Source organism: Hohaiivirga grylli, assembly GCF_039655745.1.
Taxonomy (GTDB): Bacteria; Pseudomonadota; Alphaproteobacteria; order Rhizobiales; family Beijerinckiaceae; genus Hohaiivirga; species Hohaiivirga grylli.
The window spans coordinates 307,339-328,939 of the sequence record NZ_JBBYXI010000003.1; the positions used below are offsets into that span (position 1 = coordinate 307,339).

The 21,601-nt window shown below is 50.0% G+C and carries 16 protein-coding genes and 1 other RNA gene; 15 read left to right on the top strand and 2 right to left on the bottom strand.

Translation table 11 applies throughout. The annotated features are described in order from the left end of the window. The first annotated feature begins 9 nt into the window (after positions 1 to 9). A complete protein-coding gene (metH, locus tag WJT86_RS09575) occupies positions 10 to 3,747 on the top strand; it encodes a methionine synthase (RefSeq protein ID WP_346337341.1) in 3,738 nt (1,245 codons plus the stop codon). 33 nt (positions 3,748 to 3,780) lie between these two features. Here metH and WJT86_RS09580 read toward each other — a convergent pair whose 3' ends face one another. Further along, complete coding sequence (locus WJT86_RS09580) at positions 3,781 to 4,539, bottom strand: N-acetylmuramoyl-L-alanine amidase (RefSeq protein WP_346337342.1); 759 nt, start codon at positions 4,537 to 4,539, stop codon at positions 3,781 to 3,783. A gap of 121 nt (positions 4,540 to 4,660) precedes the next feature. Beyond that, positions 4,661 to 4,954, bottom strand: a complete 294-nt coding sequence (locus WJT86_RS09585; protein ID WP_346337343.1) for a glycine zipper domain-containing protein — start codon at positions 4,952 to 4,954, stop codon at positions 4,661 to 4,663. A 302-nt stretch (positions 4,955 to 5,256) separates the two neighbouring features. Between WJT86_RS09585 and WJT86_RS09590 the strand changes: the two genes are divergently transcribed. The 14 genes from WJT86_RS09590 (at position 5,257) to murC (ending at position 21,290) form a co-directional block, all read left to right on the top strand. Beyond that, entirely contained in the window at positions 5,257 to 6,687 is a 1,431-nt protein-coding gene (locus tag WJT86_RS09590; protein ID WP_346337344.1) for a lytic transglycosylase domain-containing protein, read from the top strand. 87 nt (positions 6,688 to 6,774) lie between these two features. Further along, an RNA gene (gene rnpB / locus WJT86_RS09595) (RNase P RNA component class A) lies at positions 6,775 to 7,144 on the top strand. 352 nt (positions 7,145 to 7,496) lie between these two features. After that, positions 7,497 to 7,994, top strand: coding sequence for a division/cell wall cluster transcriptional repressor MraZ (mraZ, locus tag WJT86_RS09600; RefSeq protein ID WP_346337567.1), 498 nt, complete (start codon positions 7,497 to 7,499; stop codon positions 7,992 to 7,994). Next, positions 7,991 to 9,031 carry a 16S rRNA (cytosine(1402)-N(4))-methyltransferase RsmH gene (gene rsmH, locus WJT86_RS09605; RefSeq protein WP_346337345.1) on the top strand — a complete coding sequence of 347 codons (1,041 nt, stop codon included), beginning with the start codon at positions 7,991 to 7,993 and terminating at the stop codon, positions 9,029 to 9,031. Before mraZ ends, rsmH begins: the two co-directional genes overlap by 4 nt. Then, positions 9,028 to 9,444 carry a cell division protein FtsL gene (ftsL, locus tag WJT86_RS09610; protein WP_346337346.1) on the top strand — a complete coding sequence of 139 codons (417 nt, stop codon included), beginning with the start codon at positions 9,028 to 9,030 and terminating at the stop codon, positions 9,442 to 9,444. Before rsmH ends, ftsL begins: the two co-directional genes overlap by 4 nt. 14 nt (positions 9,445 to 9,458) lie before the next feature. Continuing rightward, entirely contained in the window at positions 9,459 to 11,282 is a 1,824-nt protein-coding gene (locus tag WJT86_RS09615; protein ID WP_346337347.1) for a peptidoglycan D,D-transpeptidase FtsI family protein, read from the top strand. Further along, positions 11,279 to 12,730 carry a UDP-N-acetylmuramoyl-L-alanyl-D-glutamate--2,6-diaminopimelate ligase gene (locus WJT86_RS09620; protein ID WP_346337348.1) on the top strand — a complete coding sequence of 484 codons (1,452 nt, stop codon included), beginning with the start codon at positions 11,279 to 11,281 and terminating at the stop codon, positions 12,728 to 12,730. Before WJT86_RS09615 ends, WJT86_RS09620 begins: the two co-directional genes overlap by 4 nt. Then, positions 12,727 to 14,178: a UDP-N-acetylmuramoylalanyl-D-glutamyl-2,6-diaminopimelate--D-alanyl-D-alanine ligase gene (locus WJT86_RS09625; RefSeq protein WP_346337349.1), complete on the top strand. Its 1,452-nt coding sequence runs from the start codon at positions 12,727 to 12,729 to the stop codon at positions 14,176 to 14,178. Before WJT86_RS09620 ends, WJT86_RS09625 begins: the two co-directional genes overlap by 4 nt. A gap of 70 nt (positions 14,179 to 14,248) precedes the next feature. Beyond that, positions 14,249 to 15,334 carry a phospho-N-acetylmuramoyl-pentapeptide-transferase gene (mraY, locus tag WJT86_RS09630; protein WP_346337350.1) on the top strand — a complete coding sequence of 362 codons (1,086 nt, stop codon included), beginning with the start codon at positions 14,249 to 14,251 and terminating at the stop codon, positions 15,332 to 15,334. A gap of 17 nt (positions 15,335 to 15,351) precedes the next feature. Next, positions 15,352 to 16,773, top strand: a complete 1,422-nt coding sequence (gene murD / locus WJT86_RS09635; RefSeq protein WP_346337351.1) for a UDP-N-acetylmuramoyl-L-alanine--D-glutamate ligase — start codon at positions 15,352 to 15,354, stop codon at positions 16,771 to 16,773. A 1-nt stretch (position 16,774) separates the two neighbouring features. Next, the gene (locus WJT86_RS09640; RefSeq protein WP_346337352.1) at positions 16,775 to 17,971 is read left to right on the top strand and encodes an FtsW/RodA/SpoVE family cell cycle protein; all 1,197 of its coding nucleotides are present in this window, start codon (positions 16,775 to 16,777) and stop codon (positions 17,969 to 17,971) included. Then, complete coding sequence (murG, locus tag WJT86_RS09645; protein WP_346337353.1) at positions 17,968 to 19,071, top strand: undecaprenyldiphospho-muramoylpentapeptide beta-N-acetylglucosaminyltransferase; 1,104 nt, start codon at positions 17,968 to 17,970, stop codon at positions 19,069 to 19,071. Before WJT86_RS09640 ends, murG begins: the two co-directional genes overlap by 4 nt. A gap of 49 nt (positions 19,072 to 19,120) precedes the next feature. After that, positions 19,121 to 19,828, top strand: coding sequence for an SAM-dependent methyltransferase (locus tag WJT86_RS09650; RefSeq protein WP_346337354.1), 708 nt, complete (start codon positions 19,121 to 19,123; stop codon positions 19,826 to 19,828). Between the two features lie 58 nt (positions 19,829 to 19,886). Next, positions 19,887 to 21,290: a UDP-N-acetylmuramate--L-alanine ligase gene (gene murC, locus WJT86_RS09655; RefSeq protein WP_346337355.1), complete on the top strand. Its 1,404-nt coding sequence runs from the start codon at positions 19,887 to 19,889 to the stop codon at positions 21,288 to 21,290. Positions 21,291 to 21,601 lie beyond the last annotated feature (311 nt).

The following is a 21,601-nucleotide window of genomic DNA, read 5'->3' on the forward strand; positions in this document are numbered from 1 at the left end:
TAAGAATTTATGTCCGATTTTCAAATTCCCCCGCTTGATGGTCAGGAAATTGCTGCAGCTCTTCAGAAGGCTGCTTCTGAACGTATTCTTATCCTCGATGGAGCCATGGGAACGGAACTTCAGAAGCAGAAGCTGACAGAAGAAAATTTCCGTGGAGATCTGTTCCGCGATAGCAAAATCGATCTCAAAGGCAATAACGATATCCTGTCGATGACTTGCCCGGATGCTGTTCGGAAAGTTCATCTCGATTATTTTCTGGCTGGTGCTGACATTGTCGAGACCAATACCTTCTCAGGGACATCCATTGCACAGGCAGATTACGGGCTGGAGCATGTGGTTCATGAGCTGAACCGGGCAGGCGCGCAGCTTGCTCGTGAAGCTGCCGTGATTGCTGAGAAGCAGGATGGTCGTCGCCGCTTTGTTGCTGGCGCACTTGGGCCAACAAACCGCACATTATCAATTTCTCCGGATGTAAATAATCCGGGCTATCGTGCCGTTACATTCGATCAGATGCGGGATGCTTATATTGAGCAGGTCCGTGGTTTGATGGATGGTGGCTCAGAAATCATTCTGATTGAGACAATCTTTGATACGCTGAATGCCAAGGCGGCCATTGTTGCGGCGCAGACTGTCTTTGCAGAAAGAGGTGTTTTCCTGCCAATCATGATTTCCGGAACGATTACTGATCTTTCCGGTCGTACGCTTTCAGGGCAGACACCAAGTGCATTCTGGTATTCGGTTCGTCATGCTGAGCCTTTATCGATTGGTTTGAACTGCGCTCTTGGTGCCCGTGAAATGCGTGCGCATATTCAGGAGATCGGGCAGGTTGCCGATACTCTGGTTTGTGCTTATCCAAATGCTGGCCTTCCAAATGAGTTTGGTCTCTATGACGAAAGCCCGGAGGCTATGGCGGCTCTGGTTTCAGAGTTTGCTGACTCCGGACTGGTGAATATTCTTGGCGGTTGCTGTGGGACAACGCCTGCACATATTGCTGCCATTGCAAAGGCAGTAGAAGGCAAGAAGCCGCGCTCAGTTCCTGAAGTTGAAGCCCTGATGCGTCTGTCAGGTTTGGAGCCGTTTGTTCTCACCAAAGATATTCCCTTCGTAAACGTTGGGGAACGGACCAATGTTACGGGTTCTGCGCGTTTCCGTAAGCTGATCACCAACGGTGATTATGCAACGGCTCTGGATGTTGCCCGTGATCAGGTGGCTGTCGGTGCGCAGATTATTGACGTGAACATGGATGAAGGCCTTCTGGATTCAGAGAAGGTGATGACTGAGTATCTCAATCTGGTTGCCTCTGAGCCAGATATTGCCCGTGTTCCGGTCATGGTGGATTCCTCAAAGTTTGAGGTCATTGAGGCTGGACTGAAGTGCTTGCAGGGTAAGGCAATTGTCAATTCTATTTCGATGAAGGAAGGCGAAGAGAACTTCATCAGGCAGGCGCGCGTTTGTCGCTCATATGGTGCTGCTGTTGTCGTCATGGCCTTTGATGAAAAAGGTCAGGCTGATACGCAGGAACGTAAGGTCGAGATTTGTACGCGTGCCTATAAAATCCTGACGGAACAGGTGGGCTTCCCACCAGAAGATATTATCTTCGACCCGAACGTCTTTGCCGTTGCAACGGGTATTGAAGAGCATAATAACTATGGCGTCGACTTCATCGAGGCGACACGCATCATTCATGAAACTCTGCCACATACCCATGTCTCAGGCGGTGTTTCCAACCTGTCGTTTTCCTTCCGTGGGAATGAGCCGGTCCGTGAGGCGATGCATTCTGTCTTCCTTTATCACGCCATCAAGGTTGGTATGGATATGGGGATTGTAAACGCCGGGCAGCTGGCTGTTTATGATGAGATTGATCCAGAATTGCGTGAGCTGTGTGAGGACGTTGTTCTCAATCGTCGGGCGGATGCAACAGAATGTCTGCTGGAAGCTGCTCCACGCTTTAAGGGAGATGGCTCAACCACACAGAAAGTGGTTGATCGGGAATGGCGTGGATGGCCGGTTGAGAAGCGTCTGGAACACGCGCTGGTCAATGGTATCACTGAATTTATTGATGCTGATACGGAAGAGGCACGTCAGAATTCCACTCGGACACTTGATGTCATCGAGGGGCCTTTGATGTCCGGAATGAACGTGGTTGGTGACCTGTTTGGTGCCGGTAAGATGTTCCTGCCGCAGGTGGTTAAATCAGCCCGTGTCATGAAGCAGGCCGTGGCTTACCTCATGCCCTTCATGGAAGAAGAAAAGAAAGCCAATGGTGATACAGGCAGACAGTCTGCCGGTAAAATCCTGATGGCGACAGTAAAGGGTGATGTTCACGATATTGGCAAGAATATCGTTGGGGTTGTGCTGGCCTGTAATAACTATGAGGTCATTGATATCGGTGTGATGGTACCGATGCAGCAGATCCTCGATACGGCTAAAAAAGAGAATGTCGATATCATTGGACTTTCGGGCCTTATTACGCCGTCTCTCGATGAGATGGTCAATGTTGCCAGTGAAATGGAGCGACAGGGCTTTGATATTCCACTGCTGATCGGTGGTGCAACGACAAGCCGCGTTCATACAGCCGTTAAAATTCACCCTTCCTACGCGAAGGGGCAGGCTATCCATGTCAATGACGCCAGCCGGGCTGTTGGTGTCGTATCTTCACTGCTGTCTGAAGAAAACAAGGCAGAATACGTTGAAGGTATCCGTGCAGAATATCGCAAGGTTGCGGATGCCCATGCGCGTGCTGAGGCTGATAAGCAGCGTATCCCTCTGCAACAGGCTCGTAACAATAGCCTGAAGCTGGATTGGGCGAACTACTCCGTCCAGAAGCCGAGCTTTACCGATGCCCGTATTTTCCAGACATATGATGTTGGTGAAGTGCTCCCTTATATCGACTGGACACCATTCTTCCAGACATGGGAGCTGAAAGGACGCTTTCCGGCTATTCTGGAGGATGAAAAGCAGGGAGCACCCGCGCGTCAGCTTTATGAAGATGCGCAGGAAATGCTTCAGAAGATTGTTGCCGAACGTTGGTTCAATCCAAAGGCAGTCATCGGTTTTTGGCCTGCCAATACGGAAGGTGATGACATAAAGCTTTATACCGGTGAAAGCCGCACGGAAGAACTCGCTGTCTTGCATGGTTTGCGCCAGCAGCTTCCACGTCGTGATGGTAAGCCGAATGTCTGTCTGTCTGACTTTGTTGCCCCCCGGGATAGTGGCGTTGCGGATTATGTTGGTGCCTTTGTTGTTACTTCCGGGCTTGAAGAAGTGCGTATTGCCGAGAAGTTTGAACGCGCCAATGACGATTATCGATCAATCATGGTCAAAGCTCTGGCAGATCGTATCGCTGAAGCATTTGCTGAGCGGATGCATGAACGCGTTCGCAAAGAGTTCTGGGGGTACGCATCAGATGAAAATCTTAACAATGATGCCCTGATCAGTGAAGCATATCGCGGTATCCGTCCTGCTCCGGGATATCCGGCACAGCCAGACCATACTGAGAAGCAGACGATCTTTGATCTGTTGCATGCCGAGCGTCGCATTGGCGTTAAGCTGACAGAATCCTATGCCATGTGGCCAGGATCATCGGTATCAGGTCTCTATATTGCGCATCCTGATGCCTATTACTTTGGCGTTGCCAAAGTTGAACGTGATCAGGTTGAGGATTATGCAGAGCGTAAAAAACGCCCGGTTGCAGAGATGGAGCGCTGGCTTGGCCCAATACTGAATTACACACCAAGCCGAGATTAAGAAAAAGCCCCGGAGACGGGGCTTTTTAATTAGTTATGGTCGGGAATTAATCAGTTCACGCAATGTTGCCAGAGTTGATGTGTCGGCGATACCATCGACCTGATTTTGACGGAAGTGGCGCTGGAAAGCAGCAACAACATCTTCCATCTGCTGATCATAAACGCCATTGATCATGATGCCGTAGCCATACATGGCAAACATGGCCTGTAAGGCCTCAATGGGAGCACCTTGATCATCTCGCTTATAAATTGGGCCGGTTGTCATTGAGACAGGTGGAACCCAATGCCCGATACCCTCGCGATGCAACTGCTCCCACGGGAATAATTCACCGGGGTCAACCTTGCGTCCGGGAGCAATGTCGGAGTGCCCAAGAATATCCTGCGGTTTAATCTGCCAGCGCTGGGCAATATCTCTACAAAGTGCAATGACCGCTTTGATCTGAGCTTCCGGGAAGGGAGGTAAGCCACCCTCATGGCCGGGGTTTGCAATCTCAATGCCGATGGAGCGTGAGTTGATATCTTTTTGTCCAGCCCATGATGATACGCCTGCATGCCATGCCCTACGAGCTTCGGGTACAAGCTGAAGAGTGCGGCCATCTTCAAAGATAAAGTAATGGCAGGAGACTTCAGCGACCGGGTTGCAAAGCCGCTGCAGGGCTTCACCGGCATCTGGCATCCCGGTGTAATGCAGAATGATCAGATCAGGTGCGGATACCCCGACCCGTTCACCGTGGTTGGGTGACGGAAATACTTTGGTGGCAACAGGGCTGTCGGGTTTGGGATGTTGGCTCATATCGGCAATTTCCATCATTGGGATGCCGTATATCTATCTGAATATTATGAGGGGAACAATGTATCAGGATAAAACTACAGCCGGGATTTCCCGGCTGTAAATGTTTTCAAGTGATGAAATATCAATAATAATATGGATCGTTGCGGTAATAACGACCGTTGCGATAATAACCATCACGATAGCGTGGGCGATCAGGTGTTGTTGCTGAACCGATCACTGCACCACCAGCTGCACCAAGGGCACCACCAGCAAGAGCACCACCAGCTTTACCTGTTGCAGCGCCACCAACTGCAGCACCTGCAAGACCGCCAAGGGCTGCACCACCAAGGGCACGATCTCCGCGGTCATAACTGTTACAGGCACCTAAGGATAAGGCGAGAGCTGACGTCATTGTCAGATATAAAATAGTTTTCATACTATTCTCCTTAATTGACATGGTTTAGACGCAACAGGTTTTAAGCCTGCTAGTTTCATTTTTCAGATATAGGTCAGTATTTGCCATGCGCCAGCCCTCATCACGATAATATCTGATGTTGCTTTTCTTGAGCTAACGTGATTAATGCCTCATCACTAAGGTGCTGTATTTTAAAATTGAATCATGTTTGCTAGATTTTTTTTCTTAAAGAATGCTTGAGTTCAAAAACACACGACACAAAAATGCCCAAGTTGTATTTGCATTTTCGGGCCCTTGGTTAACCAACTGAACAGGAGGGTGAGATGGTAAAAGATCGTTTCATCCGTATGCTATACCTGATGTCGGTGATGTCGGCTTCCATGCTTTATGGCTCTGTTGCTTATGCTGAAGGCGGTGGGAATGACCGTGCCCAGATGCTGGTGCCCATCCACGAATGGAACCGCACTCCGGCCGACATAAATGTATCTTCCCAGCCATCTGAGACAGACATTGCGGCACCCATTCCTCCAAAACGCCCAAAAGGACTGGATGCTGTTGTTGCTGAAGACGTAGACAAGAAACAGGCAGAGAACAGTTCAACTGTTGCAGCTCAGGCCCCACAACTCAAAGAAACCAGCCCACCACAGCCCCGTGAGATGGGGACGCCGGAAATAAAACCTTCAGTGCCAGTTAAGCAATTGGCATCGCCTTCTGCTCCCCCATTCGTTCTGCCGCCGACAAACCAGCTTCGCGGTAATATGGGTATGAATGGGTCATTACTGGTTTCTGAAAAGCCATTGGTGGGAGCAGCGCCGGTTATTAATGCCAATGGTTTTAAGCGTGTTCCGCGAGAAGAGAAGCAGGAAGTGGTAGAGCAGCTTTCTCAAGAAAAGCCGGAAAAGACTACTACTCTTTTTGCACCTTATCCGCCAGAACGCCCGCGTGATGCGCAAGTGCAAACGGCTGAGGCCGCAGGTACTCTGGATGGTCAGGGTCGTTCTGCGGTGGCTCTGCGTGCCAGCTTACAGCAGCCACAGGTTCAGGCAGAGGCACCGCAGGTTGTCGCCTCTGCAAATATTCCAGCAAATCCTGAAGGTGCCAAGCAATCTATCATGCCTCCAAATGAGATCGATGTTGCCGTGCCATTGCCTCCTCAGCGCCCTGCGGGGTTTGAAGATACCAATGTGCAGAGTGATGTGGTGGCGGCAAATCAACCTGCACCAGTTGCTCAAAGCAAGAATGGTTCTCCGAATTTCTTTGAAAGATTATTCAATTCACCACCATCAAGTGTTGGTGAGCCGGAGACTGATAATGTGGCACCACGTCAGCGACGAATGTCAAAGCTCAACCATATCATTGGTGATGATCCGGATCGCGCTGCGAGCTTACGCTCTCTGATTTCAAAACATGCGGCTGCAAATGGTATTCCGTATAAGTTTGCTGAAGCGGTTGTTAGGGTTGAGAGCCGCTATAACCCGAGAGCCCGAAACGGTCCTTACATCGGGCTGATGCAAATTCACCCAAGAACTGCGCAATCATTAGGATATGGCGGTGACGCATCGGGGTTGTTTGATCCCGATACAAATCTGCAATACGGCATCAAATATCTCGCAATGGCTTACAAACTGGCTGGTGGAGATACATGCGGAACGATCATGCGTTATCAGGGTGGGCATCGTGCGGTGTCGATGACAAGCGCGAACCGCAAATATTGCTCTAAGGTGAAAATGATCTTCAGTGAGAACCTTCACTGAGAGAAATCCGGTACAAATCGGCTCAAATTTTCAAAAGCTTTCCTTTTAACTTGACGGAATGATGCTGGATGCCGCACAGGTTTTCGGTCAGCCGGTTGGGCAGTCGCTTCGAAGTTTCTTCGGGGAGGAAAGTCCGGGCTCCATGAAAGTACGGTGCCGGATAACGTCCGGCGGGGGTGACCCTAGGGAAAGTGCCACAGAAAGCAAACCGCCCATTTATGGGTAAGGGTGAAAGGGTGCGGTAAGAGCGCACCGCAGATGCGGTAACGTATCTGGCAAGGCAAACCCCACCGGGAGCAAAACCGAATAGGGATGACAGGGGAAACCCAGGTCTGCTTTCAGACTGGTCATCCGGGTTGGTTGCTTGAGGCTGCTGGTAACAGTAGTCCCAGAGGAATGACTGCCACGTCCGCTTGCGCGGGCCCTACAGAACCCGGCTTATAGACCGGCTGACATTTTCTTTTTTCAGCAGCTTGTGGATAGCTTGAATGTACTCGGCTGGGATATTCCCCCACCTGAGGGATAAATGCTGCAAAAAGTCATGAGAATTCCTCAATTTCCTAACGTTTCATTAACTATAAAGGTGTCTGATAAGGCGAGCCGGTCTGGGTGCGATTCAGACCTTGTATTCCATTGACGACCATAGAATCCCATGCTATCCCAAACTGTCCCGGTTAGAGACGAAATGTGTGATTCGCCTGAATACTATGCGGGTATTCAGGCAACGATCCGCAGTTCCATCTGGACGGGGGGTGACAGTCGGTTGGCTGTCAGGGGTCAGTTTCTCAAGAGTGGATGTTGTGCTGGTGGTGGGCCGCTTCGTTTCCAATTTTACAAACAGGTTGGACGCGAAGGGGCGGGTGTCGATCCCTGCGCCGTTCAGAGCCGTTTTGGCTCGGGATGGTTTCGAAGGGCTCTACGTTCATCCGGCGCTGGATGCTCCAGCGCTAGACGCAGGCGGCAATGCTCTTCTGGGGGAGATCGACGCGTTATTGTCGACAATGGCACCTTATTCAGACGAGCGGGATCAGCTTTCGACGGCGTTGTTCGGAACAAGCGAAATCCTGAAGGTGGATTCGGAAGGACGTGTCATTTTGACCGAAACAGTAAAAACCCATGCGGGGATTGGCGATGCGGTGACCTTCGTAGGTCTCGGGCAGAAATTCCAGCTTTGGGAACCGGAGCGTTTTCGTGTGCATCTGGAGGCGGCGCGCGCGAAAGTGAGAGACCTCAAGAGGGGATTGGGTGTACGCGCTTCGGATGGTCGCGTAACACAGAATTCTCTGCCGGGAGTGAAAGAACAATGAAGGGCAGCGGCGACGGACGGACCGAAGCCGCAGGCGGACCAGCCCGACATGTTCCGGTTCTCCTGGCGGAAGTCTGTGAAGCTCTTAGCGCTGGTCGCGGAGGGCTTTATGTTGATGGCACATTTGGTGCCGGTGGTTATACGCGCGGTATTCTGGCGTCGCACGCCGGAACCTCAGTTATCGGTATAGACAGAGACCCGAGTGCTATTCGCCGGGGTGATATGCTCGTGCGTCAGGCGCGTGGCCGGGTAACGCTGGTTGAAGGGCGTTTTGGTAATCTTGATGAGCTGGTTTCCGAGTGGGCACCTGTTGATGGTGTTGTGCTGGATATTGGCGTTTCTTCCATGCAGATTGATGAGGCTGAACGCGGCTTCTCGTTCCGTTTCGACGGGCCGCTTGATATGCGCATGGAGCAGGCCGGTCGTAGTGCTGCGGATCTGGTCAATGAAGCAACAGAGGCCGAGCTTGCAGATATCATTTTCCACTATGGTGAAGAGCGTCGTTCGCGGGCGATTGCGCGGGCCATTATTGAGGCGCGTCGTAAATCACCTCTGACAACAACCAAGCAGCTTGCTGATCTGGTTGCGGCTCATGTCTGGGCTGAGCCCGGTGGTGCGCATCCGGCAACCCGGGTGTTTCAGGCTCTGCGCATTGCAGTGAATGATGAACTGGGTGAACTTGTTCGGGCCTTGCATGCTGCTGAAAAGGTCCTGAAGCCAGGCGGTCGTCTTGCCGTTGTAACCTTCCATTCGCTGGAAGACAGGATTGTGAAGCAGTTTTTCACGGCACGTACAGGGCGTACGCCGACAGGGTCGCGGCATTTGCCTATGATGGCAGTGCCGGAAGCAACTTTTGTTGCGCCTGCTAAGGGGCCGATTGTTCCAACTGATAAGGAAGTTGCGGCTAATCCGCGGGCGCGCTCTGCAAAACTTCGTTATGCAGTCCGCTCTGAAGTTGCGCCGCTTCCGCCTTTAGATTCACTGGATATTTTAGCAGGACTTCCTGATCGCTCCCGTTCGAGAGGAGAGAGGCGATGACACGCTTTCTACATATTATCGCTATTCTCGCACTGATCTCATCTGCGATTTATGCCTACTCAATTAAATACGATACCCTGTATTATTCTGAGCAGGTTGCCAAGCTTAAGAACAAGATTGAGAAAGAAAAAGGCTCCATTGCTGTTTTGAAAGCTGAATGGCAGCTTCTGAACAACCCTGAACGTCTGCAGTCGGCTGCCCTACAAAATCTCGATTTGCAAATTATGGACATAGAGCAGTTAGGACGCTGGTCAGAAATTCCGAACCGTCCTGACCGTGGAGACGAAATCGGTAAGAAGCTACAGGCCCTTGGTTTGGGTGGTATAATTTCTGCATCCGGTAATTCTGTCTCTGATGTCAATGTTACAGGGGCAATCGCCCCGGCTCCTTCAACACCTGCGCCCATGCGGTAATAGTGGTGCAAAAGATGCGCGTTAAACAGAATAAAAAAAATAAGGGAGAAAATCCGGAACAGCAGGCTGCAGAAAAAAACTCTGCGGCCTCTCATGCTATTCTGGAGGATGGACAGGAAAGTAAACCTTCGAAGACCCTGTTTGCCCGAATAAAGGGGCTTTTTTATCTGCAGGCTGAGCGCAGTGTTGCTCGTGTTGGGCTTGTCAGCTTCTGTTTTGTTCTGCTGTTTGGAGCTATTTCTGCGAAGCTGGTTTACCTTGCTGTAACATCGGATACATCTGCAACGGCGCGTCGTTATTCAGCTAATGACATGTCTGCATCCCGTCCGGATATTGTTGATCGGAATGGGGAGATACTGGCGACTGATGTCAGGACATGGTCCATCTTTGCAGAACCTAGAAATATCATTGATCGTGATGAGGCTGTCGAGAAGCTGACAGCTGTTTTCCCGGATCTCAATGCTCGTGAGCTTTATGACAAGTTAGGCACGGGTAAGGGCTTTGTCTGGGTTAAACGTCAGATTACGCCGAAGCAGCAGGCTGATGCTTACCGTCAGGGTATCCCGGGTGTCGGCTTCCTGCCTGACAACAAGCGTGTTTATCCAAATGGGCCGGCAGGTGCGCATATCCTAGGGTTCACCAATATCGATAATCACGGTATTGCCGGTATTGAGAAATACATTGATAATCAGGGTTTGCAGGATCTCTCAAGTGCAGGCTTTCTTGTCGATTCAAATACTTTAAAACCTGTTCAGCTTTCACTTGATTTACGTGTTGAGCACGTCATGCGTGATGAACTGGTGAAAGGTCTTGAGAAGTTTAAGGCACTGGCAAACGGTGGCTTGGTTATGGACGTAAATACCGGAGAAATTATCTCTCTGGTATCATTGCCTGATTATAACCCGAATAATCCAGTTGATGCTTTGGAAAAGGACCGGATCAACCGCATCAATGTTGGCGTGTATGAAATGGGCTCAACCTTCAAGGCGCTAACACTTGCAATGGGTATGGACAGCGGTAAGTTCACCATTAACTCAACATTGGATGCCCGTTCCAAACTGCATTACGGCAAGTTTTCTATTGGTGACTATCACGGAACAAATCGTATTCTGACTGTTCCGGAAGTCTTCCTGCATTCATCAAATATCGGTACGGCCCGTATTGCTTTAGGCGTTGGTGTTGAAGGTCATAAGGCATTTCTTCGTAAAATGGGCCAGTTGACCCGCTTGCGTACAGAGCTTCCTGAAAATGCAGAGCCTATTGTGCCATCCCGGTGGGGTGAACTGAATACCGTTACGATTTCATATGGTCACGGCCTTGCTGTTGCTCCATTACAGGCAACGATGGCAGTCGCTGCTCTTGTGAACGGTGGTTATATGATAACGCCGACGTTTCTGAAGCGCACTGAGGAAGAGGCCCGACAGGTTGCCACTCAGGTAATCAAGCCTGAAACCAGTGAGGCTATGCGCTATATTATGCGATTGAATGCGGTTAGCGGTTCTGCCTCCAAGGCTTCTGTCGCTGGTTATTTTGTGGGTGGAAAAACCGGTACTGCTGATAAGGTTATCGGTGGTCGTTATGCAAAAAATAAAAATTTCACGACCTTCATGGCTGTTTTTCCATCAGATAAGCCTAAGTACCTTGTTCTTGTAATTTTTGACGAACCGAAAGGTTTGCCAGAAACCTATGGTTACTCAACAGCCGCGTGGAATGCTGGTGAAGTTACCGGTAAAATTATCCGCCGCATTGCACCACTACTTGGTGTTGAGCCACGGTTTGAGCCACCTGCACATCCATTCCCGCTTATGGAAAAACTTGGAGCATGGGGTACGAAATGACAAAGCTGTTCTCTGATCTTTTCGCCAATGCACAAACTGATGCTGCCAGTTTGAAAGTTACTGGCATCACGGCCGATAGCCGACGTGTTCGTCCCGGTTATGTTTTTATTGCAGTGCCAGGTGTAAAAGTTGATGGCATGCAATATGCTCAGCAGGCCGTTGAAGCAGGGGCTGTGGCTGTCGTTGGTGAACAGGCAGAGGTTGCCGGATTATCCGTTCCCTATCACCGTGTACGAGATGTCAGGCAGGCGTTATCCGTTGCTGCTTCCCGTATGTACCCAGCCCAGCCTGAAACGATTGTTGCTGTAACCGGTACGAGCGGGAAAAGCTCTGTTGCAGATTTTTCCCGTCAGCTTTTCAGTGCAGCAGGGAAGAGTGCGGCCAGTCTTGGCACGCTTGGTGTTATTACGGATGATGGTGCCGCTTACGGTTCACTGACAACACCCGATCCCATATCATTGCACGAGACCCTGAACCGTTTGGCAACCAATGGCATTGAATGTCTGGCGATGGAAGCATCCTCCCATGGTATTGAACAGCGCCGGTTGGAATCTGTTCGTCTTAAAGGTGCAGCCTTTACTAATCTGGGGCGCGACCATCTGGATTATCACGGAACCATTGAGGCTTATGCTGAGGCCAAGTTGCGTCTGTTTGAAGAGCTGCTTGATGATGATGCCTTTGCTGTTGTCAATGCAGATGGTGCCTATTCAGATATCTTTCTGCCACGCATTCAAAAACGTGGTTTGCGTGTAACAACGACAGGGTTGAAGGGTAAAGATATCCGGTTGCTTTCAGCTGAGGTCCAGAATTTTCACCAGATGCTGGTTGTTGAGGCTTATGGGGAACGGTTTGAGATTGAGTTCCCATTACTTGGTGATTTTCAGGTTGAAAATGCTCTTGTCGCAGCTGCCTGCGTGATCAACTCTGAAGGTAAGCAGGTTACTGGCAGGGTCATGAAGGCACTAAATGGCCTGATGGGGGTCTGCGGCCGTCTTGAGAAGGTTGGTGAAATCAATGGTGCCATGTGCATTGTTGATTACTCTCATAAGCCAGATGCACTTTCGCATGTTCTTGATGCGGTCAGGCCTTTCGTTACGGGGCGTCTGTTCTGCGTGTTTGGATGTGGTGGCGACCGTGATCGTGGCAAACGTCCAATCATGGGGCAGATTGCGAGTGAAAAGGCTGATGTGGTTATCGTCACAGATGATAACCCACGCTCGGAAGAGCCTGGAGCTATTCGTGCGGAAATCATGGCCGAGGCGAAGGGTGCCCGGGAAATTGGTGACCGTTCACTTGCCATCCATACTGCCGTATCAGAACTGCAATCTGGCGATATCTTGATTGTTGCCGGTAAGGGGCATGAGACGGGGCAGATTGTTGGTGAGAAGACACTGCCATTTTCTGATCATGCAGAAATCCGCTCAGCCATTGTGGGGTGCAGCAAATGACATCCTCTCTCTGGACTGCGGATGAAATTATTGCAGCAACAGGAGCGCAGTGCTTTGGTGATGGTAATGACATCACCGGAACATCTATTGATACCCGTACAATCCAGAATGGTGATTTGTTCTTTGCCTTGGCAGGGGATGCACGTGATGGCCATGATTTTGTTGTAAATGCGCTTGCAAACGGGGCGGGTGCAGCAATGGTCTCACTGTCACGTGCAGAGGGGCTGAAAAGTGCAGGGCGTTTATTCGCTGTTCCCGGTGATGTTCTGGAAGGTATGCAAAAACTGGCTGTGGCGGCGCGTAATCGCGCCAAGGGCCCGGTTATTGCTGTTACCGGGTCAGTCGGTAAGACGGGTACGAAAGAAGCGCTTAAGCTGGTGTTATCTCGTCAGGCTCCAACCCATGCATCTGTGGCGTCATACAACAATCATTGGGGTGTGCCACTAACGCTGACACGGGCACCACGTGATACCTTTTATGGCATTTATGAAATTGGCATGAACCACGCATTGGAAATCGTTCCTCTGACTAAACTGGTTCGTCCCAATATTGCAATCATTACAACCGTTGCTCCTGTTCATCTTGAATTCTTTAAATCAATTGCTGATATCGCGGATGCAAAGGCTGAGATTTTCGAAGGCATTGAGGCAGGTGGTACTGTTATCCTGCCGATGGATAGTCCGTATTTTGAACGACTGAAGATGCATGCCTCGGCATCGCGGGCTGGGCGTATACTCTCGTTTGGTGAAGGTGAAAAAGCTGACATACGTGCCATAAGAATTGATACAACATCTGAGTATTCAGACGTGGTCGTTTCCGTTTTTGGCCGTGAAATTTCCTACAGAATTGGTAGCCCGGGTAAGCATGTGGCTCTCAATTCACTGGCTGTTTTGGCCGCGGTTTTCGCAGCTAGCGGTAATGTTGATGATGCAGCAGATGCTCTGATTGATCTTGTTCCGCCTGCGGGACGTGGTGAGCGATTAATACTTGGTTCTGAAAAAGCTCCATTTCTGCTGGTTGATGAAAGTTATAATGCAAACCCGGCGTCAATGCGTGCTGCTCTTGCTAATCTTGGTATGGTTGACCTGTCCGGTAAGGGACGTCGTATAGCGGTGCTTGGTGCAATGGGTGAACTTGGCCCACAAGGTCCGGAGCTTCACAAAGAATTAGCACAATCTATCATTGAATCTGGTGTGAATCTTGTTTTCGCAGCCGGTTCTTTAATGAAAAACCTTGTCGATGCTCTTCCAGAGAACATCGTAGCAGCGTATGCGGAAAGTTCAGAAGGTCTGATTGAGTCGCTGAATGCGACTGTGCAGGCTCATGATGCCGTTATGGTAAAGGGATCACTTTCCAGCAAGATGGGGCTTATTGTTTCATCCCTGAAGGAACGTCATGGTGTTGTTGGGTCATCAGCAATGCATGGCAGTACTCTTGGACAGCCTTAAACTGGAAGTAAATGAGTTTGATCAGAAGTACTTTAGGTACTTGTCGATTTTGAAAAGGATTACCGGTTAAATGTTGTACTGGCTTGCAGATATCAGCCACTTTTTTACGCCGCTGAATATTTTCCGGTATCAGACTTTTCGTGTGACCTGCGCCACAGCCACAGCATTGCTGTTTGTTTTCTGGTTTGGCCCATCCATCATCTCCATGCTGCGCCTTCATCAGAAGGGGGGGCAGCCTATCCGTGAGGACGGTCCGCAGTCGCACCTGCAGACAAAGCGTGGAACACCAACCATGGGTGGCCTGATGATCCTCTCAGGGGTGTTGGTTGCAACACTTTTGTGGGCCGATCTGACCAACCGTTATGTCTGGGTTGTTCTGTTTGTAACCATCGGCTTTGGGCTGGTTGGTTTCTATGATGATTTTCTTAAAGTTACCAAGCAGTCCCATAAAGGGTTTTCCGGTAAATCCCGTCTGGCAATTGAAGCCCTGATTGCCGTTGCTGCCTGTGTTGCGATTGCCTTTATTGCTCCGGGTGCTTTGGCAAACAAGCTTGCCTTTCCTATTGCCAAAGACGTGATGATCAATCTGGGATGGTTCTTCGTATTCTTTGGTGCGCTTGTCATTGTTGGTGCTGGCAATGCCGTTAATATTACGGATGGCTTGGATGGGCTGGCTATTGTGCCTGTTATGATTGCTGCCGGTACATTTGGTTTTATCGCCTATACGGCCGGTAATTATGTCTATGCCAATTACCTTCAGATTGCCTATGTGCCCGGTTCCGGTGAAATGTCGGTTATCTGTGGGGCATTGATTGGGGCAGGGCTTGGCTTCCTGTGGTTCAATGCGCCGCCTGCACAGATATTCATGGGTGACACTGGCTCCCTGGCTCTTGGTGGTCTTCTTGGTGTGATTGCCGTTGCAACAAAGCATGAGATTGTTCTGGCAATTGTTGGTGGTCTGTTTGTTCTTGAAATCATGTCGGTGATTATTCAGGTTGCATCCTTCAAGCTGACCGGTAAGCGCGTCTTCAAGATGGCACCTATCCATCACCACTTCGAACAACTGGGCTGGACAGAGTCACAGGTGGTCATCCGTTTCTGGATCATCGCATTTGTATTGGCTCTGATTGGTCTTTCTACTCTTAAGATCCGGTAGTCGGGAAAGTTCGTGTCATGACACCAGTCACAATTTTTGCTGATAAGGAAGTAGCCCTGTTTGGCCTTGGGGGCTCGGGGCTTGCCACAGCACTCGCACTGAAAGCGGGTGGTGCAAAAGTGATGGCTTGTGACGATAATCCTGCAAAGATGGCTGAAGCAGAAGCTCTTGGTGTCGATGTTGCTGATCTGCGGGAAGCAGACTGGACACGCTTTTCGGCTCTTGTTTTATCCCCTGGCGTACCACTAACGCATCCAGAACCTCACTGGACTGCGAAGTTTGCACGCGAGGCAGGTATTGAGATTATCGGTGACATAGAATTGTTCTGCCGTGAGCGTGCGAAGGTCGCGCCGAACGCGCCGCTCATTGCCATTACTGGGACAAACGGTAAATCAACCACAACAGCCCTGATCACACATATCCTGCGGGAGAGTGGGCATGATGTGCAGATGGGTGGCAATATCGGGACAGCTATTCTGGCTCTTGAACCACCGGTTGCAAACCGTGTTTATGTTGTCGAGTGCTCTTCGTTCCAGATTGACCTCGCACCCTCGCTGGCGCCTGACGTTGGTCTGTTGCTGAATATCTCCCCTGATCATCTTGATCGTCACGGGACGATGGCAAATTACACCGCCATCAAAGAGCGCCTTGTTGCGCATGCAAAAACTGCGGTGATCTCTTCAGATGACGAAGGCACTTTGCCTGTACTGAAGAATATTGCCGCAAAATTTGTAAATGATCCGGCACATACGCTCGTGCGCATTGCAACAGATGATGCATATAAAGCTGATGTTTTCCTTGTTGGAGAAGATATCTATCTTCGACTGAATTCCATGGATCGTATCATTATGGCTGATCTCACCGGGATACCTTCGCTGCGCGGTCGTCATAATGGCCAGAATGCCTGCGCAGCATTTGCGACGCTCATGGCGGCTCCTTTCCTTATGAAGCCTGAAGTCATTGCCCAGCACCTTCGGACATTCCCGGGACTACATCACCGAATGGAGCAGGTTGGACATGTTGGCCCTGTTGCCTTTGTGAATGACTCAAAAGCCACTAATGCAGATTCAGCAGAAAAGGCCCTGTTGTCTTTCAACTGCATCTACTGGATTGCTGGTGGTAAGCCGAAAGAAGGCGGGATTACATCCCTGACAGAACATTTTGGGCGCGTTCGTCATGCTTACCTGATTGGTGAAGCATCACAAGAGTTTGCCGCAACTCTTGAGGGCAAAGTGTCTTATACTCTTTGTGAAACGATGGAGAATGCCGTCGTCACAGCTGCAAAAAATGCTGCTCTGGAGAAGGACAGTCGTGAACCTGTTGTTCTTCTGTCGCCAGCTTGTGCATCCTATGACCAGTATCCGAACTTTGAGGTACGCGGAAACCACTTCCGCCAACTCGTTCAGGCTCTGCCGGGTTTCAATGGTAAGGTGAACTGACATGGTATCCCGCGCCGAACGTTCTCTTTTCAGTGACTGGTGGTGGACCATTGACCGGCTTCTGCTGGGATGTGTTGCCGTTCTCATGATTGCTGGTCTGGTCTTTCTGATGGCTGGTGGCCCGCCTGTTGCTGCTCGGCTTAATCTGCCAACCTTTTATTTCGTGCACTGGCAGGTTATTTATCTGATCCCGACAATACTTTTGATGCTGGCCATCTCCTTCCTGTCGCTCAGGCATATCAGGCGTTTGGCATTGCTGACTTATGTGATCTCTATGTTGCTGGTTGTCGCAGCAATTTTTTATGGCCCTGAAATCAAGGGTGCTCACCGCTGGATCAGACTTTTAGGCATTGGTATCCAACCATCCGAGTTTGTTAAACCTGCTTTTGTTATCATTGCTGCATGGGCTTTTTCTGAGGCTGGCAGACGTCGCGATATGCCCGGGATTATTTTCGGGCTGTTATTATTGCCGGCAACCATTGCTCCATTGATGCTGCAGCCTGACTTTGGTCAGACTATGCTGATTACGATTGTCTGGTGTGGTTTGTTCTTTGTGGCTGGCCTGCATTGGTTTTGGGTGGCTGGCCTCGGTGGAGCCGGCTTCGTTGGCATCATTGCAGCTTATGAGTTTTTCCCACACGTTCGCTCCCGTATTGAGCGCTTCATGGATAAATCATCAGGCGATACATTTCAGGTCGACCGGGCGATGGAAGCCTTTAATAATGGTGGCTGGTTTGGGCGTGGTCCGGGCGAGGGAACGGTAAAGCGTATTCTTCCTGACGTGCACACTGACTTTATCTTCTCTGCAACAGCTGAAGAATTTGGGGTCATTGTCTGCCTGTGCGTTCTGTTTATTTACGCACTGATTGTTCTGCGTGGTCTTTATCAGGCCAGACAGACAGATGATGGATTTATTCGTCTTGGTATTTCCGGTCTGGTTTTGCTGCTCGGGTTGCAGGCCTCAATCAATATGGCTGTTAACGTGCATCTGATGCCAGCTAAGGGCATGACATTGCCGTTCATCTCATATGGAGGGTCATCACTTGTTTCTCTGGCTTTGCTTATGGGCTTTCTGCTGGCATTGACCCGCAGACGGCCACGATCAGAGCTGATGGGGAATTACCCAACATATGAGCGTAAGCGCCCGAAACAGCCAACACGCAAAGAGCATCGTATTTCCGGAGCTGCACAAGCATGAAACAGCCTTTGATTGTTCTTTCAGCCGGAGGGACGGGTGGGCATCTGTTTCCTGCAGAGTCTCTGGCCAGTGCTTTAAAGCCCCATGGTGTGCGTATCATTTTGATGACTGATGGCCGCGTGGGTAATATTTCAGGCTCATTCCCGGCAGATGAAATTGTACAGGTCACATCAGCATCCCCATCGGGCGGCTCCGTTATCAAAAAGGGACTGGCCGCTGTTAAGCTGCTTCTCGGCACATTGCGGGCCATGCCAACTTTGCGTCGGTTAAAGCCGGATGCGGTTGTGGGGTTTGGTGGTTATCCGACTGTTCCCCCCCTGCTTGCTGCCTCACTGCTTGGTATCCCAACGGTTGTTCATGAGCAGAATGGCGTTATGGGGCGTGCCAACCGATTGCTTGCCGGGCGGGCATCATTGATTGCAACAGGCTTTCCAGAAGCCAAGAATATTCCGGCCAAAGCCAAGGCAGAAATGATCTATACCGGTAATCCGGTGCGGCCTGCTGTTCTTGAAGCATCTACTATTCCATTCAAGCCACTTGGCGCGAATGATAAGCTGCATCTGCTTGTATTCGGTGGTAGTCAGGGTGCCAGAGTGATGAGCGATATTGTTCCTCTGGCTTTACGTTTGCTCCCAGACAACTTGCGTCAAAGGCTGCATGTGACACAGCAGGCCCGTGCTGAAGATTATGAGCGGGTTAAGCAGGTCTATGATGAAATTGGTGTTGAAGCTGAGATTGCACCATTCTTTAAGGATCTGCCAAAACGTATGGCAGATGCCCAGTTCATTGTTGCCCGTTCTGGTGCTTCAACTGTTGCAGAACTTGCTGTTCTGGGGCGTCCATCGTTGCTGGTTCCTCTACCGGGTGCGATTGATCAGGATCAGGCTGCTAACGCAAAGTATCTTGAAGATGTGGGTGCTGCCCGTGTCATCCTGCAAAATGATTTTACGCCCGCTCGTCTTTGCGCCGAACTGACGGAATGTTTTGAAAAGCCGGAGAGGCTTTCTCAGGCCGCTACTGCTGCGGCCTCTGTTGGTATAAAGGATGCAGGGGATAGGTTGGCTGCTGAGATTTTACGTCACCTTTCTGACAAAGATTAAAGTCAGTAAGGGCCAGACATCAGAAAAATCCCGAAGTGGGGCGAGGTGTATGGATTATCCGTTTACTGACCAGTTTGACAGACAGCTGTTACTTGAAACGATGATGGGCCCGAATGCTATGTTAATAGCAGAGGAGCTGTCGGCTTATATGCAGCCGCTTCAGGGAAAAACAGTTCTTGATCTTGGATGCGGAAACGGTATCTCTTCAGTTCTGCTGGCACAAAAGCATAAAGCAAAGGTTTTTGCAGCGGATTTATGGATATCGCCGACAGAAAATTTCAGCCGCTTTTCAGCTTTAGGCCTTGAAGATCAGATTATCCCACTATCTGTTGATGCAACGGCACAGCTGCCATTCAGCCATAATTATTTTGACGCTTTATTCAGTATTGATGCGTATCATTATTTCGGCTGTAACGAGACCATGCTGTCTGCATTGCTTCCGTTCGTTAAGAAGGGAGGCCAAATCGCAATTGCTGTTCCCGGCCTCAAGGAAGAGTTTCGCGATGGTATTCCATCCGAGTTAAAACCTTTCTTGCCGCCAGATGCGAACTTCCATTCTCTGGAATGGTGGACTGATCTCTGGAGTAAAGAGACGGGTGTTCGCTTGGAAAACTGTCGCGAGATGGATTGTTGCAAACGCGCTTGGGATGACTGGCTGGCTTCCCCCAACCCGTATGCGGTGGGTGATATTCCAATGATGGAAGCGGAAGCGGGTAAGTACTTTAATTTTGTGCAGCTTGTGGCGAGGGTTCTCTAGAATCTGATGAAATGAAATGTTTGAACTGCCGCAAGGCTAAGTGTGTAAAGAGAGATCGATGAAACTTCCGACAAAACTTGGACCTATTCACTTTATTGGAATTGGCGGTATTGGCATGTCCGGTATTGCCGAGGTGATGCACAATCTTGGGTATACTGTACAAGGGTCGGATGCGGCGGATAATTATAACGTTAAGCGTCTTGCAGATAAGGGGATTAAAACCTTTATCGGTCACAAGGCTGAGAACGTCGCCGACGCCGCTATCGTTGTTGTCTCTACTGCTATTAAGCGTGACAACCCTGAGCTTCTCATGGCGCGTCAAAACCGTTTGCCGGTTGTCCGCCGGGCTGAGATGCTTGCCGAGCTGATGCGCTTCAAGAGCTGTGTCGCAGTCGCTGGTACCCATGGCAAGACCACGACAACCTCTCTTGTTTCAACCCTTCTTGATGCCGGTGGCCTTGATCCGACAGTGATCAATGGTGGTATCATTAATGCTTATGGCACCAATGCCCGTATGGGTGGTGGTGACTGGATGGTTGTTGAGGCTGATGAATCTGACGGAACATTCCTGAAGCTTCCTGCTGACGTTGCTATCATCACCAATATTGATGCTGAGCACCTTGACCATTTTAAAACCTACGATGCGATCAAGGATGCATTCCGTCATTTTGTGGAATCTATTCCATTCTATGGTTTTGCTGTTTTGTGCATTGACCACCCAACGGTTCAGGAACTGGTTGGTAAAATCGAAGATCGCCGCATCATTACCTATGGTGAAAATCCACAGGCTGATATCCGTATTTCCGATATTCAGCAGGGTGGGGGGCAGATTAAGTTCAAACTCACCATCCGTGACCGTGCTGGTGATGTGACAACAATTGATGATCTGTCGATGCCTATGCCGGGCCTTCATAATGCTCTGAATGCAACGGCTGCTGTTGCAGTAGCGCGTGAGCTTGGTGTGAGTGATGAAGCAATTCGCAAAGCTCTTGCAAACTTTGGTGGTGTCAAAAGACGCTTTACCCGGACAGGCTCGTGGAATGATGTGACTGTATTCGATGACTATGGACATCATCCAGTTGAGATTGCCGCCGTATTGAAAGCAGCACGTGCCTCAACTGAAGGTAATGTTATCGCTGTTGTACAGCCGCATCGTTATACGCGTCTGCAGTCTCTCTTTGAACAGTTCTGCACCTGCTTCAATGATGCGGATACGGTTATTGTAGCGCCAGTTTATGCAGCTGGTGAGGCGCCAATTCCGGGTTTTGATCGCGATACACTGGTTGAAGGGTTGAAAACCCGCGGGCATCGTAATGCGTTTCCTCTGGAAACTCCTGAGAAACTTGCCCAGATGGTTCGTGAAGTTGCGAAGCCCGGTGATTACGTTATTTGTCTTGGTGCGGGTAATATTACCCAATGGGCTTACGCTCTTCCCGATGAGCTTAGCGCTCTTGCAAAATGAAACCCTGACTGGGTGATGCCGTTAAAGAAATTATACCCATCTCGGTACCTTTAAGAAAAATGCCTCACTGTTTCCTCAGTGGGGCATTTTCTTGCTTGTTGAGACATGAAATTTTACAAGTGTGGAAAATTATCAGTCGTAAATAAAAAAAGTGAAGGCAATCGTCGAATTATTTGCCCGTTAAGCAAAACGTAAACGTAAAATTAACCAAGTTGCTCAAGAGTTGGTTTTAGACGCACCAAGTATCCGAATCATGAAGTGAACTGGCGGGTTTTTCCGACAGCTACCCGTGAGGAACGCGGTGTGGGTAG

What these genes read in the sequence shown, in the direction of transcription:
- WJT86_RS09620 (WP_346337348.1), top strand. Translation starts at nt 11,279, where the DNA reads ATGACAAAGCTGTTCTCTGATCTTTTCGCCAATGCACAAACTGATGCT.
- WJT86_RS09650 (WP_346337354.1), top strand. Translation starts at nt 19,121, where the DNA reads ATGGATTATCCGTTTACTGACCAGTTTGACAGACAGCTGTTACTTGAA.
- WJT86_RS09590 (WP_346337344.1), top strand. Translation starts at nt 5,257, where the DNA reads ATGGTAAAAGATCGTTTCATCCGTATGCTATACCTGATGTCGGTGATG.
- murG (WP_346337353.1), top strand. Translation starts at nt 17,968, where the DNA reads ATGAAACAGCCTTTGATTGTTCTTTCAGCCGGAGGGACGGGTGGGCAT.
- rsmH (WP_346337345.1), top strand. Translation starts at nt 7,991, where the DNA reads ATGAAGGGCAGCGGCGACGGACGGACCGAAGCCGCAGGCGGACCAGCC.
- WJT86_RS09625 (WP_346337349.1), top strand. Translation starts at nt 12,727, where the DNA reads ATGACATCCTCTCTCTGGACTGCGGATGAAATTATTGCAGCAACAGGA.
- murC (WP_346337355.1), top strand. Translation starts at nt 19,887, where the DNA reads ATGAAACTTCCGACAAAACTTGGACCTATTCACTTTATTGGAATTGGC.
- metH (WP_346337341.1), top strand. Translation starts at nt 10, where the DNA reads ATGTCCGATTTTCAAATTCCCCCGCTTGATGGTCAGGAAATTGCTGCA.
- mraY (WP_346337350.1), top strand. Translation starts at nt 14,249, where the DNA reads ATGTTGTACTGGCTTGCAGATATCAGCCACTTTTTTACGCCGCTGAAT.
- WJT86_RS09585 (WP_346337343.1), bottom strand. Translation starts at nt 4,954, where the DNA reads ATGAAAACTATTTTATATCTGACAATGACGTCAGCTCTCGCCTTATCC.
- ftsL (WP_346337346.1), top strand. Translation starts at nt 9,028, where the DNA reads ATGACACGCTTTCTACATATTATCGCTATTCTCGCACTGATCTCATCT.
- WJT86_RS09640 (WP_346337352.1), top strand. Translation starts at nt 16,775, where the DNA reads ATGGTATCCCGCGCCGAACGTTCTCTTTTCAGTGACTGGTGGTGGACC.
- murD (WP_346337351.1), top strand. Translation starts at nt 15,352, where the DNA reads ATGACACCAGTCACAATTTTTGCTGATAAGGAAGTAGCCCTGTTTGGC.
- WJT86_RS09580 (WP_346337342.1), bottom strand. Translation starts at nt 4,539, where the DNA reads ATGAGCCAACATCCCAAACCCGACAGCCCTGTTGCCACCAAAGTATTT.
- WJT86_RS09615 (WP_346337347.1), top strand. Translation starts at nt 9,459, where the DNA reads ATGCGCGTTAAACAGAATAAAAAAAATAAGGGAGAAAATCCGGAACAG.